Annotated in this window: 16 protein-coding genes and 1 tRNA gene; 12 read left to right on the top strand and 5 right to left on the bottom strand. The window is 38.3% G+C overall.

Features of this window, described 5'->3' with window-relative positions; genetic code table 11:
- The first annotated feature begins 21 nt into the window (after positions 1-21).
- The 9 genes from ACZ1GV_RS12615 (at position 22) to ACZ1GV_RS12575 (ending at position 8,405) form a co-directional block, all read left to right on the top strand.
- Entirely contained in the window at positions 22-495 is a 474-nt protein-coding gene (locus tag ACZ1GV_RS12615; protein WP_472674465.1) for a hypothetical protein, read from the top strand.
- Between the two features lie 94 nt (positions 496-589).
- Entirely contained in the window at positions 590-1,408 is an 819-nt protein-coding gene (locus tag ACZ1GV_RS12610) for an HNH endonuclease (RefSeq protein WP_472674464.1), read from the top strand.
- Positions 1,409-1,603: 195 nt separating this feature from the next.
- Positions 1,604-2,509 (top strand): hypothetical protein, encoded by a 906-nt coding sequence (locus ACZ1GV_RS12605; protein WP_472674463.1) that lies wholly within the window; start codon positions 1,604-1,606, stop codon positions 2,507-2,509.
- Between the two features lie 116 nt (positions 2,510-2,625).
- The gene (locus ACZ1GV_RS12600) at positions 2,626-3,987 is read left to right on the top strand and encodes a hypothetical protein (protein ID WP_472674462.1); all 1,362 of its coding nucleotides are present in this window, start codon (positions 2,626-2,628) and stop codon (positions 3,985-3,987) included.
- A gap of 167 nt (positions 3,988-4,154) precedes the next feature.
- A complete protein-coding gene (locus ACZ1GV_RS12595; protein WP_472674461.1) occupies positions 4,155-4,370 on the top strand; it encodes a helix-turn-helix transcriptional regulator in 216 nt (71 codons plus the stop codon).
- Positions 4,370-4,651 (top strand): hypothetical protein, encoded by a 282-nt coding sequence (locus tag ACZ1GV_RS12590; RefSeq protein WP_472674460.1) that lies wholly within the window; start codon positions 4,370-4,372, stop codon positions 4,649-4,651. Before ACZ1GV_RS12595 ends, ACZ1GV_RS12590 begins: the two co-directional genes overlap by 1 nt.
- Positions 4,641-6,422 carry a replication endonuclease gene (locus ACZ1GV_RS12585; protein ID WP_472674459.1) on the top strand — a complete coding sequence of 594 codons (1,782 nt, stop codon included), beginning with the start codon at positions 4,641-4,643 and terminating at the stop codon, positions 6,420-6,422. The genes ACZ1GV_RS12590 and ACZ1GV_RS12585 overlap by 11 nt, the downstream gene beginning before the upstream one ends.
- A gap of 116 nt (positions 6,423-6,538) precedes the next feature.
- Positions 6,539-7,627, top strand: a complete 1,089-nt coding sequence (locus ACZ1GV_RS12580) for a hypothetical protein (RefSeq protein WP_472674458.1) — start codon at positions 6,539-6,541, stop codon at positions 7,625-7,627.
- Positions 7,628-7,685: 58 nt separating this feature from the next.
- Entirely contained in the window at positions 7,686-8,405 is a 720-nt protein-coding gene (locus ACZ1GV_RS12575) for a restriction endonuclease (RefSeq protein ID WP_472674457.1), read from the top strand.
- A gap of 47 nt (positions 8,406-8,452) precedes the next feature.
- Here ACZ1GV_RS12575 and ACZ1GV_RS12570 read toward each other — a convergent pair whose 3' ends face one another.
- From ACZ1GV_RS12570 to ACZ1GV_RS12560, 3 genes are all read right to left on the bottom strand, one after another.
- The gene (locus ACZ1GV_RS12570) at positions 8,453-9,250 is read right to left on the bottom strand and encodes a VRR-NUC domain-containing protein (protein ID WP_472674456.1); all 798 of its coding nucleotides are present in this window, start codon (positions 9,248-9,250) and stop codon (positions 8,453-8,455) included.
- A gap of 144 nt (positions 9,251-9,394) precedes the next feature.
- Positions 9,395-9,471, bottom strand: a tRNA-Ile gene (locus ACZ1GV_RS12565).
- Between the two features lie 75 nt (positions 9,472-9,546).
- Positions 9,547-12,309 (bottom strand): choice-of-anchor B family protein, encoded by a 2,763-nt coding sequence (locus ACZ1GV_RS12560; RefSeq protein WP_472674455.1) that lies wholly within the window; start codon positions 12,307-12,309, stop codon positions 9,547-9,549.
- A gap of 150 nt (positions 12,310-12,459) precedes the next feature.
- Here ACZ1GV_RS12560 and ACZ1GV_RS12555 point away from each other — a divergent pair, with 150 nt between their 5' ends.
- Complete coding sequence (locus tag ACZ1GV_RS12555; protein WP_472674454.1) at positions 12,460-14,106, top strand: DUF342 domain-containing protein; 1,647 nt, start codon at positions 12,460-12,462, stop codon at positions 14,104-14,106.
- Entirely contained in the window at positions 14,093-15,079 is a 987-nt protein-coding gene (locus ACZ1GV_RS12550; protein WP_472674453.1) for a diacylglycerol/lipid kinase family protein, read from the top strand. Before ACZ1GV_RS12555 ends, ACZ1GV_RS12550 begins: the two co-directional genes overlap by 14 nt.
- A gap of 35 nt (positions 15,080-15,114) precedes the next feature.
- Here ACZ1GV_RS12550 and ACZ1GV_RS12545 read toward each other — a convergent pair whose 3' ends face one another.
- Together ACZ1GV_RS12545 and ACZ1GV_RS12540 are read right to left on the bottom strand one after the other, a co-directional pair.
- The gene (locus ACZ1GV_RS12545; RefSeq protein ID WP_472674452.1) at positions 15,115-15,855 is read right to left on the bottom strand and encodes a DUF481 domain-containing protein; all 741 of its coding nucleotides are present in this window, start codon (positions 15,853-15,855) and stop codon (positions 15,115-15,117) included.
- 20 nt (positions 15,856-15,875) lie between these two features.
- Entirely contained in the window at positions 15,876-16,664 is a 789-nt protein-coding gene (locus ACZ1GV_RS12540) for a DUF481 domain-containing protein (protein ID WP_210560839.1), read from the bottom strand.
- Positions 16,665-16,877: 213 nt separating this feature from the next.
- Between ACZ1GV_RS12540 and ACZ1GV_RS12535 the strand changes: the two genes are divergently transcribed.
- Positions 16,878-18,065 carry a BaiN/RdsA family NAD(P)/FAD-dependent oxidoreductase gene (locus tag ACZ1GV_RS12535; RefSeq protein WP_472674451.1) on the top strand — a complete coding sequence of 396 codons (1,188 nt, stop codon included), beginning with the start codon at positions 16,878-16,880 and terminating at the stop codon, positions 18,063-18,065.
- Positions 18,066-18,134 lie beyond the last annotated feature (69 nt).

The raw sequence follows: 18,134 nt of genomic DNA, 5'->3' as shown, positions 1-18,134 counted from the left end.
TAAATAGGAAGGACAAGTAACTTGAAAACTTTAGATTATAGTGACTTTTATACTCAAATTGAGCAGTTCGAAACACTACCGAATAGTATTGATGAAATAACAATTGATAAATTTAAAGCAGTCTACGGGTCAGATAAGGCTAATGAAACTCGTAAAATAATATACTTTTTTATGTCTAAGAAACCGATACCACGGTTGCGTGGTGAAAGCAGAATTATATACATAGGGAAAACAGACAATAGCTTTAAAGAGAGGCGCTTTAAGGACGCTAAACTTCATGCAACGTCAAAAGCCAATTTTTTAAAGTACTCAGTAATACTCAAGGAGTACGGAGAAATAACAGTTAAGTTTTGTGAGTTCTCTAAGTTTGGAACAACACCAGCAAAAGCTGAAGGGCAATTTTTGTGGTGGTACTTCCAAAATCACTGTGAATATCCTCCCGTCAATTACACACAAACAAAAGTTAGAAATGACGTAATAGAAGTTGCTGACTAGCTAAAAAAGTCATTAAATTCATAATCTTTTAATTGGCTTTGATGTGAGATAGTATGCTTTCACATAGTCTTTTATTGCACAGCAGGGATGTACAGTGTTTGAAATAGGGAAAATTTATAATCGTAGGCAACATATTCATGGGGTCTATGCGGGTCAACAATATGGTGGAATATCAACACCTTCTAATCATCCATATATATTCATATTTACAAGTAAAGCCGGCGCAGAATACGGTTATTCAGACGATTTTAGTCCGGACGGCACTTTCAGGTACACAGGGGAAGGCCAAGAAGGTGATATGACGATGTCTAAAGGCAATCTTGCCATTAGGGATCACAGGAAGAATAATAAAGAGATACTTCTATTCGAATCTACAACTCAAGGCCATGTTCGTTTTGTGGGTAGATGCAATTATATAACTCATCATACAGAGCAGCGGCCCGACAAAAATAATGAACAAAGAGATGCTTTTGTTTTTCATTTAGACATCGATAATTCAGGTAAAGTTAGAATTGAGTCGCCAGCCGGTGATTATTTAGTTAGGCCGACTAGAACCACTTCATTATCCAGGTTGCGCGAAATAGCAACCAGCCGAACCCCTGCTACTTCAGATCAAAAAACACAGCTTGTTAGTGTTAAATATAGAAGTGATGCGATACGTTTATATGCAAAAAAAAGAGCGAATGGCCACTGTGAAGGCTGTGGATTAAAAGCACCATTTGAGACAAATCAAGGCCCTTATTTAGAGGTACATCATTTAACGAGACTTTCAGATGGTGGTGCAGATCTACCTGAAAACGTTATTGCGGTTTGTCCTACTTGTCACCGGAGGGCTCATTACGCTATGGATTCAAAAGAATATAATGAGATCTTAAGAAAAACCGTAATAGAGATAGAAAGTAATCTTGAATAATTTGTTTTTCTTGAGTGAATCTTAAAGTGTTTTAAAGTTAACTTTAAAACAAAAAGTGCTTATGAATCATACCTAAATTAAACATGGGCGTGTAAAAATTTAAAGTTATAGATGATCTGAACACCATGAAAACACTGGTTTATCTTTAAATAAGTTTAAGTTCAGAGTCATTAATCATTTTTAAAAGGACGTTAAGTGACTGCAAATAAGTATTACTCAATGGATGAACTTGATAGGCATTCAAATATATCTAAATCACAACTAGTGGATTTGGCCAAAAATAGGAAAGTTCGTTTATCTATAGATTGCACGGAATTAAAAGGAGTGTTCTTTTCGTTAAATGGTTCTGAAGTTATTGGACACGGTCAAGGGTTATATAATGGTAAGTTACTTCTTAACGAAGAGGATAGCTTTCGATTAGCAACTAGAAAATCGATTATTTTATACGTTGCTGAGTTAGAGGAACCCGAGCTTGTTCAGTTTAATAAAACTCAACATGAGCCGCTATCTTGTGAGCTATTCAACGATTGGCAGCCACTACATCATCTAGACCCAAACAAAAAAAATGGCATTTTCATAAATACGAAGCTAAGCGTGGACACTGATAGCAACCTTTCTTTAGCGATTAAAAGATTTGATCTAGAAAAGGAAGAGCTACTTAAACCAATCGGCAATAACCCTTTTAGTAATAATACTGGAACCATAAGAGATATTTATGTTGAGGGTGAAGAATTCTTGATATTACAATCTGTGATAAATGTAAACGAGTTGCAAAATATAACTAGAATACCTGAACCACCTCAACAAAATGTCGATTCAGCTAAGCCCGATCCTGAGGATTTCAAAGACGAAATAGACAGGGTGTTCGCGCGAATAATTGTTGTTAATAATAACCCTAAATTTCTAGAAGCATGGCGTATTTTAATGAAAGATATTAGAAGTGAAGAAAGGGTTTATGATTGTAACAGCATCGTAAGAGCTATCAGTCACGCTGATATTGCTTTTGTAAATAGTTATAACTCGGGAAAAGACTTAGAGCTTTCTACTATGAGAAATCGGTATACAAAAATAAGAAAGAACCTATTTAAGGAAAATAATTAATAAAGCTGCATTTTACGTTTAATAAAGTGTAAAAATGCGCCAACTGATTCCTTTTGATTTTTGTGTGTACCTGGAGAATCTGATTCTGGATTTACATAATTTCAAAAGAGAATGCGATGACTACTAAATTGAATACGAAAAATATAATGAAACCTAGCGCTCAATTATTTAATGAGCCATACCAAAATTTAGGAAAAGTTCTAAACAGCTTAGCTGATATTGCCGATACGAAACGGGTAACGGGTAATGGCGTGCGGCGATTTAGAAAAGAAGAGGACTACTCATCAAGAAAGTCTATGGATCCTAGAATATTAGAACAATCAATCCATGAGCTTTTTTTCAAACCGATAAAAGAGTTTGTATCAGAATCATTTGCATACTTTTTTTCGGATTGTGTTCGAATGGGGTTGCAGAATTACTCGGAAATAGTAAAACGAGTTCCTATGGAAGGGATCTCTCAAAAAGCAGTAATGTATTCAGTAAATAGGTATTTGTTTGTTGAAATGTTAGCTAGCGTTATATGGAAGGTTGGAACTCAGCAAATGCCAAATAACAATGTTCCATTCTTTTATTGTGAAGAATATCCTATTAAAAGTGCTATTTCATTTTATGAAAATCAGAACAAATTATCAGATAATCATGTAAATGATTACTTCGCTGATAATGAGAGAAGCTTCAGAAAGTGGAAGAGTGGAGAAGAGCTGCCAAATATAGGAAGTTTACAACGGATTGCTCAGTGGGCATCACTTTCTGACGAAATGGCCGCTACAGAGGATCGTGAAACCCTATTTTTAACGCGGTTTATTGACTCTTTTCATCGAAAAACGAATTACAAGTTTGTTGATATTTTAAGAAATGCAGTGAAATCTCGTTTACTGACTAATAGCGAACCGACGATAGATTTTGGACGAGTATTTTTTGAGTTCTATGCTGAGCAGTTAAATAAATCTAGTTTACATACTCTTACTGTTGAGGGAAACCAACTACATAAGCTTTTAAAAAGAACTTCAAATAAACCTGAGGGTAGCCTCTCTGAATATTCTAGCCGACTAGCAAAACTTGAAAGATTAGTAGAAGAAAATAATCTGACAGATGAACTTGCTTATCACCAAGAATGGCTGAAGGGCAGATTGTTGATTCTGAGTGGGCGAATTTCGGATAGTAGTGAGCATTACGCTAAAGCAGTCGAATTGTCATTGTATAAATCTGGCTCGAATATTAAAGAAATATTAAAAGAAGCTTTAGCTGTTGCGGCAATTCAGGTTAAACCACATAAGCCTACAATGAAAAAGATTAAGAGCCGTGCAATTACATTTTGCCCTGAGTTAATTGACCCAGCGCAGAGTGCATTGCCAGTAAGCATTACTCAAGACGATATAAATATTTGGTCCTTTTGGTTTAGAGCGTACTTTCCTGAAACAGGTTGGTTTCCTGAAGGTAAAGATATATTAAATGAACATCTAAAATCTTTACAATAAACTACTAGAGTCAAGAATAATTGGATAAATTCACGCTATAGTTCACAAATTCACGCTATGGTTCATTTATTCACGCTATAGTGAATTCACTATTTTTCATCCATTACCTTTTTCGTTGTCCTTAGTGCAATACCGCATTTTAAGGCTCAACGAATAGGTAATAAAACATGAACAAAAGAGCTTTATCAGAAATCGAGACATCAGAATATATCGGTATGTCTCGCTCCTTCCTTCGCCAATCTCGTATGGATGGCAACCGTGAAAATAGAACCCCAGCACCACCTTTTATAAAAGTTGGCCGGTCAGTTCGCTATCTAAAAGAAGATTTGGATAATTGGCTAAACAGCTTTGCTAAACAAACTCATAGTTTGGAGGCGTGCTAATGACTTCAGTAACGGCTCTAAAAGAAAACGAAATTAAAGTAATGATTGCCCTGAACAATAGCCAAGTCTTAGCTAGAGATATTAGCTTAGGGACACATGATGGCAGTTTTCAACCAGCTGAAATTTATGATGTAAGAATATCAAAAGCAATTATTCGAAATATATTAAGGTTAGGGTTAATTAAACTGACACTTGTTTCTTATTTTGGTGTGCCTTACGTTCAATATCAGCTGACTGATAAGGGTAAGCACTTTATTGAGTATGAGGTGCATGATGCTTAATTTTAAATTCAATCCGATAACAGATGCCCTCATTGCCGATGATGTAATAATTCAAAGATATTATGCAGATTGCACTGACCCAAAAGACGTATATTTTGCGTTTGAAAAGCTAGGCATGTTTCCAAATAAAATTAAGGAGAGGGTGCTTTATTTGGCTTTTAAACAGCCAAGCAAACGGCTTCGAAATATTGAAATAGGCCGACAAGCAAGGATGCTAAAAGAAACCATTCCTGAACCGATTAGACATTTGGACTCATTGGATGAAGATACTTTATCGAATATATCCGATGAAATAGCGAACCGATGCAAAAATATAGCGAATAGAGAGCGAAAGGCTAGGCGAAACAGGGGGCAAACAAATAGCGAAACCATAGCCAAACGGGGAGCGAAATATAGCGAACCGTATAGCGAAATAGAAACTAAACGAGGCGAATTGATTTCGCAGTTTAAGCAGAACTGTAGTCAAACCAATAGCGAAACCGTTAACGAGGTCGAGCGAATGGATTCGGCTGGAATAATTGCGTTAACGGAACTGTTTGCCTTATTGCGCAAGTATTCGATTGATGTAAAACCGTTAACGGAGAGAGGCGTAACGGTTGAAGGCGTAATTAGGCGACTAAGTGAAAAAAGCTGGTGGTTACGAAAACTGCGTAAAGTCGTAAGGCAATCATTTGAGGCTGCACATATAAAGTTAGGTTTGGTTAATAAACATGGGGAAATTTATTCAAGTGATTACGTGACGAAAAGCAGACTGGCCCAAAGACAGAAAAACGATAACCTTTTATCGTCAATGTATGTCGTTAATGATTTGAAGCAATCCTTTAGTTTAAAAGAGCTATCTGATCTAAATGTTTCTAATCCTGCGGTACGTAAAGCAGAACTTATGGTTCGAATGCGTGGCTTTGAGGACTACGCAAAAGCTAAGGGCCTAGAAGGTTTGTTTATTACGATTACGGCACCATCTAAATACCATTCGGTATACGCAAAAAGTGGTCAGCAAAACACAGCCTATCAAGGCTTTACTCCTTACGAAACGAACCAATACTTATGTAAAAACTGGCAACTAATGCGAGCTCAGCTTAATCGAGAATCTATTCGGGTATTTGGTTTTAGAGTTGCTGAACCCCAACATGATGGAACCCCACATTGGCACTTGATGTTGTTTGTTGAACCGAAGCTCAGGGCGCGTTTACAAGAAATTATTCGCTTTTACTCATTGCAGGAAGATGGTGATGAAAAAGGCGCAATAGAAAACCGTTGTGATTTTAAAATTATCGATCCTGAAAAAGGTTCGGCAACTGGCTATATCGCTAAGTACATATCTAAAAATATCGATGGCGAAGGGTTAGATGAAGGCGTTTATGGCGATGATCCGAAAACGTCTGCTCAACGAGTAGATGCATGGGCCTCCTGTTGGTGTATCCGCCAGTTTCAACAGATTGGAGGGTGTTCCGTTTCCGTCTGGCGTGAAATGAGACGACTAAAACAACAATTTAAACCGGATAGTCTTATTGAAAAACTACGTAGCGCAGCCGACAACAGCAAGTGGTGTGATTTTGTCGAGTTAATGGGCGGAGCGACGGTAAAACGAAACAAACAGCCTATAAGGGCCGCATATGAAAATAAAATAGATACTGCCACTGGCGAAGTTAAAATAAGTTACTTTGATCGAACGATAATAAAAGCGATAAAAGGTATTAGGTATTTGGGTAAGTTGCTGGTTACTCGCCACCGAACATGGAGTATGCAACCAGCAGGTTTTGCTCTTTAACTTGGAGTTCTGTAAATAACTGTACTTGCAGATTGGTACATATCAGACAAAAGAGACTGTTACTACACCTTCTGAAGTTATATAGTAATAGAGATTATTCTAATAGGATATAAAACATGGACTTATCACCGAAAGATATAGTATTGAAAGATATAAAACTTGATCCGTTTAATCCTAGGTTTGTTTCTAATGTTGCAAACAACCAGGATTTGTTGCTTGAAAATCTATTAAATAAAAAATTTGTAAAGGACCTACTTAGATCCATGCAGATTGACATTAAATGGGTTAATAGAATTGTAGTACAAAAAGTGCAAGATCATGAAAGAGCAGATGAGTTTACTGACCAGACTGGCTACGTTGTTGTTGAGGGTAATACGAGAACTGCGTGTTTAAAATCAAAGCTTATCGATGGGATTACAAGCGAGAGTTCGATTCCAGTATTACTTGCGGAAAAGTCACAGGGCGAGACTGATAGTGAGTATCAAAGAGAAATAAAAATAACGCAAGGCATTGCAAATGTGACCGTTGTAAAAGAGTGGGATCCAGTATCAAAAGCGAAACATTTAAGGACTTTATATGATGGGTTCAAAAGCTCAGACCCTAGCTTAACTCCCAATAAAGTTTACAAATTAATTGCGGATGAACTAGGAAAGTCTGTGCACGAAGTCCGGCAATCAATCATACGTTTTACGATATATGACAAAATTTCAGAAATCTCAGACACTATTCCCGAAGAAAAGTTTGGGTATATAGAAGCAATTGAGAAAAATAAGGAAGTTCGTAGCCTGTTTGGAATGAATTCAACAACAAATGAGTTTTCTTTTGAAGATGAGGAAGATGAATTAAAAGAAGAGTTGCTATCAAATTTTCCAGCGCTTGTTAATTCTGCATCAGGACAAGGGTTGAATACAAAGCAATTCAGAGACTTGGTAAATAGTAAAATTACAAATGAAACTGATGTTGACAAAGTTTTCGAGCTATTTACTGATTTAATAGACGAGGAAAGTAATGTTACTTTTCATTCGCTTATGAATGAAGAAGCTGATTTAAACCTAAGGGATGAGTGGAAAAATAAACTTAAAAGGTTTTATGAGGATATCTCAAGTTATCCAGTCGTGGAAGATTGGGTTCCTGAAAATTTAGATCAACTAAAGCAAATTAAATCTAAACTAGATAAGATAATTAAAATTCTAGATGAAAACTAATGACTACATAACGCTGACCAATCTTTTACTTTCTTACACATGGAAAGGGAGTATGAGGTTGGACAAACTATTGATCGATGCGTTGGAGTCATCGAGTGAATTATCTCAAACCGAAATTGAGCGATACTGTGAAATGGTCGCAGACCCTAAACAAAAAGGTCATCAGAAACTCATAGACAACCTTAGAAATATTAATAGTGATAATAAAGGGTGTGAAGTCATTTCTTTGTCTGAAAGCTTTGATGGAATGCATCTAGAAAGACTAATTGATGATACTAGTGATTTGTATAAGGCTACGATAGAGAAAGTTGAATCTTTTGAAAATAATTCAAACAAAGGAATTTGGTTTGAGAAATTTTGTATAGCATTTTTAGAGGATGTAGGGATAACCTGTAAAAGTACCGCAGTAAGTGGTGACAAGGGAATAGATATATACGGCTCCTACAAGAGTTCCATTAACTCAATGACAGGTCAACTTATAAAAAACGAAGATATATACATATTAGGACAGGCTAAATATTACAGTGCCCCTATTGACACTCCAGTAATCCGAAAATTAGTTGGAGATACAATTTTTATTAGATTTGATGAGCTCGATTATATTGATATTAAACATAATGCTATTCATCTACTAGTAATGAGTCGCAACGGCTTTACAGTACCAGCAAAAGAATTTGCTATGAAAAATAAAATTGAATTGTTTGATAAAGAGAGAATAGCCCATATTATTTCTAACAATCCATCAAATACCTGGAGTTGTCTTAATGTAGGAAATTAATAAGGATTTAAGTTTTAGCATATAGAAAGTGCCTTTAAAATCATTGCCTATTTTTTTGAAAGTTTTACAACACCCACATCACAGAAATCTTTGATTTTTGACAGTGTCTTTAGTTGACTTATATGGAGTTTATCTGTCGTTTTAACTTCTATTAGTTTGATTTTATTTTCTTTAATGATGGTTAAGTCGGGCCAACCGTTGCGATTGTTAGGTGATTCTGCCAACCAATTTAAACAACCAATCCAAAACTCACTGTTATTAGAATCGAAAGCAGCTAGAGCGAATTCCATGCTTAAACTAGGGTACCACTCGTTTATCATCGGATAACTTAATATTTCTTCAAAGTTGTTTAAATAAGTTTCTTTGTCGGTTGCTTTTAAGTCATCTTTTATTTTTGAGATAGTATGATTGTCACAATAATAATAGCAAGAAGGCCCTTTTAGACATGCGTCTTGTCTAGCAGAAATTTGAGTCCCGTAATATGGACTTGCTTTGACTAGAGTTTCTAAACAGAATGCCTTGATGACTGCCGCTATCCCTCCAATTTCACAAAAACTTCCAATATACCCTAGATCCTCAAAATGTTTCCAAGATATCTCTTCTGGATTTCGTATGTTTGAGAATGACAGCGGGAAAATTGGAATATCCAACGCGGAGCACTGTTTATTTAACGGGAGATATAATAATGCTGTATATCTACCTTTTTCAGTAAGCTCCAATTTTTCTGTTATTAACCCCCGAGACTGTAATGCTTTTAGAGTGCTTTTTGAATGACTTTGTTTATCGGCCCCTGAATAGATATTTAGGAGAGCAGTCTTCATTGGTATGGTAAGTTTTTGGGACATATTGTGAGACAGTTAGTCATTATTAAAATAATAAGCTAACGCAAATAGACAAATAATCAAGCTAATTAGTTTGCTATAAATCTGCTACAAATACAGTTTTTGATATTTTTGTAAGTGGGTACTTACCGGGAAAGTCTTGTGGGATGGTGCCCCCTCCCTGACTTGAACAGGGGACCTGCCGATTATGAGTCGGATGCTCTAACCAACTGAGCTAAGGGGGCTTAATGAAGCGCAGGAAGTATAAGCAAAGTTAAATTGCTTGTCACTCCCTGATTTGCTTCTATGTTATTAATTGCTTAATGTTTAATCAATTCTTTTCTCGTTCTTCTTAAAACTAGCAATAATAAGCTTAATGACAACAATAAATACGACATACTTGAGCCACTACTTGATGTGTCGTCAGATTTTATAACAATTACTGGTGGTGCTTCTAATACCAAGTCAAACTCAGCTGAGGTTGATGCATTAAAAATATCGCTGACTGTAACTTGAACGGTATAAGTACCTACCGCGGTGGCATTAAATATTGGTGTGGCCGAGTCGGCATCAGTAATGGTTGCTCCGTCTGGGCCTGCCGTAACTTCCCATAAATAAGTGAGCGGGAAACTAGCATCATCAGTTACGTTACTGATGCGAGAGCTAAGCGAATAGTTGCTATACAGTGTTTCAGACGCGCCACTCGCAGTAAAACTTGGTGCTATGTTGGAATCGTCATCATATAAGTTGATTAAAACTTCTGAAACAAAACTGGCATCACTTGGCGTTGCTGATGTGATTGACAATATAACTTGTTCCAGTGATTCCGCTTCATCGTCATTATTTACTGCAACGGTAATTGTTTTTGAGCCTAGTTCACCATCGGCCCAACTTACAGTGTCATTAATAAACGTCAATTCGTTAGTTGCATTGGCACTAGTTGTTGGTGCTACGCCAACGGTTACTGAAATAGCACCTGTATCGCTCACGGAGCGCGTTAAGCTGAAGCTTAGTTGATTGTTGCCTTGTGCATCGGTAACACCTTCAAAAGCCGTTACTTCCTCGTCATTAAAGCGAACTTGACCATAATTACCTTTACCAGCAATTACGCCATAAGCTGACTTATTTTGTCCCAATGTTACGCCTCCGGTCACGTTATAAAGCTTAAGCTTAAAGCGCTCTTTAAACTCATCGTCATCAGTGTCTAAGGCAACCAACACGTCAATCTCTTTGTTGCTTGTATCGCCATCAGCCCAAGTTAGAGTGCCTGTAGATGCGGTAAAGTCATCACCATCGGCAGACAGTTGTAATGTTTCATAGTCAACACTAACCGCGCCAGTTGCACCATCAACTCGCTCAACAACAAAGGTCACCGCGTTACCTTCTTCAGCAGCATAAGATGACTCAGTTAATTGGATTTTACCGGCTGCTACGTCACGAGTATTGTCCGTTAAAATATATAATCCTGAATTAATGTCACTAGCTAGAATTAAGCCACTTGGTAAAAAAGGATAAACTCCCCACGCACCATTAAAACTATTGTTATTACTTACCGGAAAGGTATCAAAGTTACCAACTTCAACCGGAGTCGTTGGGTTGGTAATATCTAAAATGGTAATGCCCTTTTCATAATTCGACATGTAATAACGATTGCCACGAACATAACCATTGTGGTCAATTGCTCGCGTATTGCCTACCCACGAACCACTATATGTGGGCTGAGTGAGATCTTGCACATCAAACACATACAGCGTGGTATTGATGCCGTTATAAAGCTCGTCTTGTTCGTCGTGTAAAAATATGTATTTTTTATCTTCACTCCACCAACCAGAGTGCACGTATTGCGCACCTTGATATGTTGCTGAACCAAGCTCTGTGGTGTTTGAAGGAATGGTTTGGTCCCAAAGGCGCATTTCGTTTTCATTAAAATCTACAAACACATCACATAAATTAGACGCTTGATTACATTGTTCTTGAGCACGTTCATCTGTGACCACCATAGATGTACCGTCATGCGTGTAATCGCTTCGCGATTTATCTAACGGTACATAAGCCGATGAAATATTTTCAGGGTTAGCCAACGAATAACTACGGTGGGCGCCGCCATAAGACGGAGAACCCATTACATGCAAGCGAGAAACATAGTCGTTAATAGGGACGCCAGTGGTGTAATCAACATTCGATATATAAACGTTATGCGCTCTGGCATTGCTGCGGTCAGTTTTAACTAATGACACTGACTCAGGCAAGTCGTTTAAGTCGATAATAGCAACGCCACCATCGGCCCCATCGGTAGAAACATAAGCGTAAGCGGCCCAACGAACATTCGCTTTGTCGTAATATTGATAAACCTTAATGTCGCGCCATGAAGCAAATACGCCACTAACCGTGCCGACTTCAATAGGATTAGAAGGATCACTTAAATCAAATACAGCAACACCGTTACGCACGCCAATTAAGGCATATTCAGTATCGGTATTAAGATCAACGTGTCCCCACACATCGTTTCCTGCGCCTGGACGACTGCTCATTGCGGTTAGAGGAACATGTGCTACTAAATCCATGTTATTACATTGAAAGTCGCCGGCCATGTTATCAACACAGGCCATGTCTTTTTGTGACAAGCTTAAAGCCTTCACTGCAGATATTTTTGCATCTAGTGCGACACGCTTTTCTTCCGACATGGCTTTTATATCAGCTATTGGATTAAAACCTTTATCGCTTAATGCTTGGTGATACTCTGCCGGAATGCCGTGAATATATGTTGGATTTTTAGTAACACTTTGACTTTTATATTTATCAGTAGGAGAGTAACCACCCTTAACGGTTATAAGAGAACCGGTAAGGTAAAAAATGTCAGCTACGTCGGTAAGGTAATAATTACCTGCGGCAACATAGACTATATCGCCTTTGTTTGATTGAGCGGCGGCAAAGCCTATGGTTTTACAAGGAGTCTCAACTTTGTCGCATCGCCCTTCGTCAACCCCAGTTGTTGACACGTATCTAGGTTTGTCGTGTTCGGCATGAGACCAAACAACAAAACTAATGAAAATAAGACTTGCGGCCGATACTATCTTTAACATTTTTATATCTCCTTGTTTCAATATCTTATTATGGGCAGGAAAAGTATAAATTATCCACAAAATAAGTGTAAAAGTTGTTACATCTCGGCATGAAACTTGGTTACAATCAAACACAGTTGGCGTTATCTATAAGCAGTAATAGGAAGTATTGTGCACAATTTTAAGTTTTCTCAAGAAGGCAAAGACACTTTTATCGCGTTGCATTGTGAGCGTGATACAAAGGCTGTGCGCGAGAAAGACATAATAGATGCATTTGAAGAATCGTACTTTTTTGAAGCCTTTTTACTGCACGACGAAGTAACGAATTTCACTGAACTGGTTAACGAAAAAATTGCCGAAATAGAAAAAGGTGAATTTGAAACGGCAGATGTTGGCCATAAAATTGCCGAATTACGTGATGCTGAGTTGACCGTTATCATTAGTCCAGACAAAATGGTTGGCCGACTTAAAATTGTTAGTGCTTATGGCGGTGAAATGCCGTCCATCGATGATGTAAAGGCCGCGTGTAAATTACAAGGTGTGCGTTTTGGTCTTAAGCGCTCTAAAGTTGAAAAGCTATTAGAAAAGGGTTTTGACGCAGCGCCCGGTGAAATATTTGAAGGCGATATAGCCTTTGGACTAGAGCCTAAACATGGCAAAAACGCTTATTTCAAACCGCTTGTGGAATTATTTTCAGATAAACTTCGCAAACCGGCGGAAAAAGAAGGCGGAAAAGTTGATTTACGCGATTTAGGCGATATTGAGACAGTAAAGCCAGGCCAAAAAATATATCAAAAAATCCCCCTAACAGATGGTAAACCAGGTCGTAATATTCTTGGTGATGATTTACCTCCAACACCAGGCAAAGATGCTGAATTAGAATTGTCGCAAGGTACCATTGTCGATGAGCTTGACCCAAACATATTAGTCGCCAGTCGCGAAGGGTTAGCCCGTGTGATAGACGAACGCATGGAAGTAGACAATGTTTACACCATCAGCGAGCTGACACCAAAACAAGGTCATATCAAGTTCAACGGAACCGTAATTATTAGTGGCGATGTGTCGCCAGAAATGCGTGTTGTTGCCACCGGCGATGTTGTAGTTGGTGGATTTGTCGAATCTGCGTCTATTCGTTGCCAAGGTGAAATTACCGTGATTGCTGGTGCGTCAGGTAAGTTATTAGAGCCAGAACAGCCAGGCCGTCAATACAACTGCCTATTAGAGGCGGGTAATCGAGTTAATATTGCGTTTGCAAACCAAATCGATATTCGTGCCAAGCGTGATGTATTTGTACATAAACAATTGTCGCACTGTAATGTGGTTGCAGCATCACTTCGAGTTGGCCAAGGCGCTAAAGCGAATGGCAAGTTAATCGGCGGTAATATTGAAGTGAGCAAAGGTATTGAAGTTGGCCATTTGGGAGCGCCTGCGGGGGCAGATACTAGAATATCGATGAACCGTACTTATAAAGTCTTCAAACAAAAAGAAGATATGTTGTGGGAAAAAATTCACCCATTTAGCGAAGAGCAAGACAAGCTAAAAGAAAAACTCAAAATGTTGATGTCAGATCAACAAAAACAAGAATTAAAGATGAAAATTGCCAAATTATCAAAACAAGTTGGCAAGTTGAGTGCTCAACGTAAACGCATCATTCAGCGTCGTCGTGATTATATGGATGTTATTGAAATTCATGTAAACCATACTCTTTATAGTGGCACTCTGGTTGAGTTTGGTGGTAAAAACATCTCGAACGATCGTCAGCGAGGCCCTTCAGTTATTCGCTTAAACGAACAGGTGATAGAGATTGAACCTAAGTAAGGAAAGTGGCAACAAAAACAACAAGCCTCATTTCTTAATTGTTTTTAACCCGGTACAAAATACCAAGCGACAACATTTGTTGGAACAATTATTAACCGCATTAAAAACAAAGGGCCTACCTTATAGCTTGTATCCTACCGAAGCTAATTTGACGGCAAATCAGCACTATTTTAAACATCATCTAAACGAATTCAGTGACGTTATTGTATTGGGCGGAGATGGCACATTTAATGTTGTTATCAACTGTGTGTTGCAAGACGGCCTTAATAACAATATTGCAATTGGACTTTTACCTGCTGGCACAGGAAACGACTTTGCGAAACGTTGGTACGATGTCACACAATACCCAAACGGACTGAGTAACCAGCAATTAATTGATATTGTAATCGCAGACAAGACTAAAACATTGCACCTAGGTGAGTGTAAGTTGAAGGCTAAAACTCGTTACTTTCACAATGTGCTAGGGGTTGGTTTTGATGCGGTTATCGCCAAACAACTCGTACATAAAAAGTCGATGTTTAAGTCGTTAAGCTATTTAGTTGCTGCTGCGCGATATATTCCCTTTTACCACGAGCCAGAATGCGAGTTGTTGCTTAGCAGCAATGAGAGCAGTGCTTCAAACAGTCACGTAAACGCTAACACCTATAAGTATAGAAATTTAATAACGGCCTTCGCCAATAGCAAGTTTTTTGGCGGTGGTTTGCCTATTGCACCTAATGCGCAAGCTTTGGAGGCAAATTTACATTTAATAAGAGTGCCTAAGTTAGCCTTGCATCGAAAGTTAGCATTATTAACGAGATTAACAATGGGTAAGCACTTAGCCGAAAAAGAAGTGCATCACGAAATACTTACCAGTGATCATCAAGGTGAAATTATTAAAGGTGGGCTCGAAATAGAAGCTGATGGGGAATTTATTGGCGAGACGCCATGTTTGGTAAAAGTTTCATCTCACACTCTTAATGTAAAAGCATGAGATGAAATTGTATAGACAACTTTTAAGGCGTTTGCTTAGAAGTTAACAACTAGCGTTACCGCTGTTTCTGTGTCTGTTTTGTCTAAACCAGGCGCAACGTCTGAGTTAGTGATTGTCTTGTAGCTAACTTTCATTTTCATCATGTCAGTAAGCGTTGTTTTAAGCGCTGTTTCAGTAATAGTACGCGTATTGAAATCGGCATATTCTAAGCTTACGTTTTGAATAAACGTTGCAGACTTAGATATTTTCCACTTGTACGCACCAGACGCACGACCAACAAAACCATCTTCAGTTTCGCCAGCTTGAGTTTCTGCTTTTGTATAACCAGGACCAACGTTGATGTCTAAGTGCATATTGTCTTTTTCTAATGCACGGAAGCTATAACCAGCTGCAACAGTTGTGTACTTTTCGTAGGCGCCAAACTCATCGTTTGTGTAGCTACCAAATACGAATACAGCAGACTTAGGACCTAACTTGTAATCGCCTTGAGCGGAAAGTGTGAATCTGTCATCAGTAGTTTCTGTTTCTTTTTGGCCGGCAGCGTTAACAATTTCATTGTCTTTTTTCAGAATGTCGAATGTGTATGTGTTTTTCCATTCTTCTAAATTTTGCACAACTGTAATATTACCAAAGAAAGAAGACGACTCAGTATTACCTGTAGTAATTAAAACACCGGCTTCTGCAGATACTTCTAACGGGTTTACTTCTTCGTTTGCAAACGCAGAAGGGGCTAAAATAGCCGCTGTTAAAAGGCTAAGTGGTAAAATCTTTTTCATTATAAATCCTTGTCGTCTTATTAAATATTCATTACTAGTGTTAATGAAGTTTCTGTAGATAACTTCGGTATATTACTTTCAACTTCAGTATTGTGTGTCGCTTTGAACCCAACTTTCATTTGCATAGAGCTAGTAAGTCGAGTGTTTAGCGAGGTTTCAGAAATCGTTCGGGTGTTAAATCCGGCGGTTTCAATAGAAACATTTTGTACAAATCGTGCGTAATCAGTGAAGTCCCACTTAAATGCAGCAGAACCACGTATAATTAAACCTTGTTCAGTTTCGCCTTCAGACGTTAACCCTTTGGCATAACCTGGACCTATGTTTAGATCTAAAACCATATCGTCTTCATTTACAGCTCGGAAACTGTAACCGGCTACAATGGTTGCATATTCTACGTATGCAGCAAATCGATCGTCGGTATAGCTGTAAAAGCCAAACACCGCATCGGTGTCAGTTAACTCGTAATCGGCTTGCAAGTTAAAAATATATTTTTCGGCACTGGTTTTAAAGACTTCTTTTTGCTGTTCGGCATCATACACGTCATCTTTTTTGTAAAGTGCGTTAAACGAGTATTGCATCCGCCAGTTTTGCCATTCGTGGTTGGCATTAGCTTTCGCTAAAAACGACGTAGACTGAGTTGTACCGGACGTAATCAAAATACCTAACTCAGCAGACATATCCCATGTTTTATCTTTGAACATAGGTTCTAACTCAAAGTCATCATCATCGCGTAGTAAAGTTTTTGCATTTGTAAGTGCCGGAAAAAGAAGGGCACTAAAAAGAAAAATGCAGAGATAAGTTTTAACCATGAATCACCAAAATAAACCAGAGAGCTTGAGCGAGCGCATTGTAATTTAATTAGGCTAAATACTCTACCGTTTGAGGCACTTAGTTGTATATTTTTTATTCTTTTATTTAACAGGTTGTGATTATCGCGTCAATCAAGGAAAATGCGCGCTGTTTCTAGAGTGGATGCAGGCTCTGACTAACCTAAACCTGAAATTATTGGTGATTAAACAAACATGAATAAAGATTTTGACGTAGTAATAATTGGTGCTGGTGCCGCTGGATTAATGTGTGCCGCGCAGGCCGGTTACCGAGGACGCCGCGTATTGGTTATTGATCACGCCAAACAAGCAGGTAAAAAGATCTTAATTTCAGGAGGTGGTCGCTGCAATTTTACCAATATGGACGTAGAGCCAAATAACTACATCTGTAGCAATCCTCACTTTGTTAAATCTGCTTTATCTCGCTATACACAATGGGACTTTTTAGGTCTTATTGCTAAATATAATGTTGCTTATCATGAGCGTGACTTTGGTCAGTTATTTTGTGATGACAGTGCCAAAGAAATTGTTCGAATATTAATGTCCGAATGTGACGCAGCAAATGTAACGGTGCGTTTAAGAACCGACATTAAAGGTATAGAAAAAGTAGATTCAGGCTTTGTGGTTGAAACACCTTCGATGAACTACCAGTGTGAAAGTGTGGTCATTGCCACGGGTGGCCTATCAATGCCTAAACTCGGGGCAACGCCTTTTGGTTATCAAGTGGCTGAGCAGTTTGGTTTGCCAGTATTTCCAACTAAAGCGGGCTTAGTGCCAGTAACTTTGCATCAACAAGATAAGGATGCACTGTCTGAATTATCCGGGGTGAGTTTGCCTGTGCGTATAGAGTCTAATGATGGCACCACATTTGCGGCCGACATGTTGTTTACGCATAGAGGTTTATCGGGTCCAGTTGTGTTACAAATTTCGAATTACTGGCAACCTGGCGAGGCGCTCAGCATCGATCTTTTACCAAGCCTAGACGTCACGACTAGTTTAGACGAACAAAAGCAACAACACCCAAATCAAAGTCTAAAGAATACTTTAGCAACTTGGTTACCAAAACGGTTTGTTGAGGTACTTCTTGAACAACAAAAGCTAACGGACAAACCATTAAAGCAATTGCAGCATAAAGAAATTGCCCAAGTAATCAAAATGTTAGAGTCCTGGCAGATAAAGCCAAATGGTACTGAAGGGTATCGTACGGCAGAAGTGACATTGGGCGGAGTAGATACAGATACTATTTCATCAAAAACCATGATGTGCAAAACCGTTCCAAACCTTTATTTTGTTGGTGAAGTGTTAGACGTAAGTGGTTGGTTAGGTGGCTATAATTTTCAGTGGGCTTGGGCCAGTGGCTGGGCCGCTGGGCAAGATTGTTAAAAAAAGTGCTTTAAAAAGCCTTTTTAACTTCATAGTTAATTATTCAAAATAGTTACACATTGGAAAATT

The sequence above is a fragment of the Psychrosphaera sp. HA2-10 genome, from assembly GCF_055693745.1.
The sequence above is the reverse complement of the archived record's forward strand: the minus strand, read 5'-3'. Positions and strand labels throughout refer to the sequence as shown.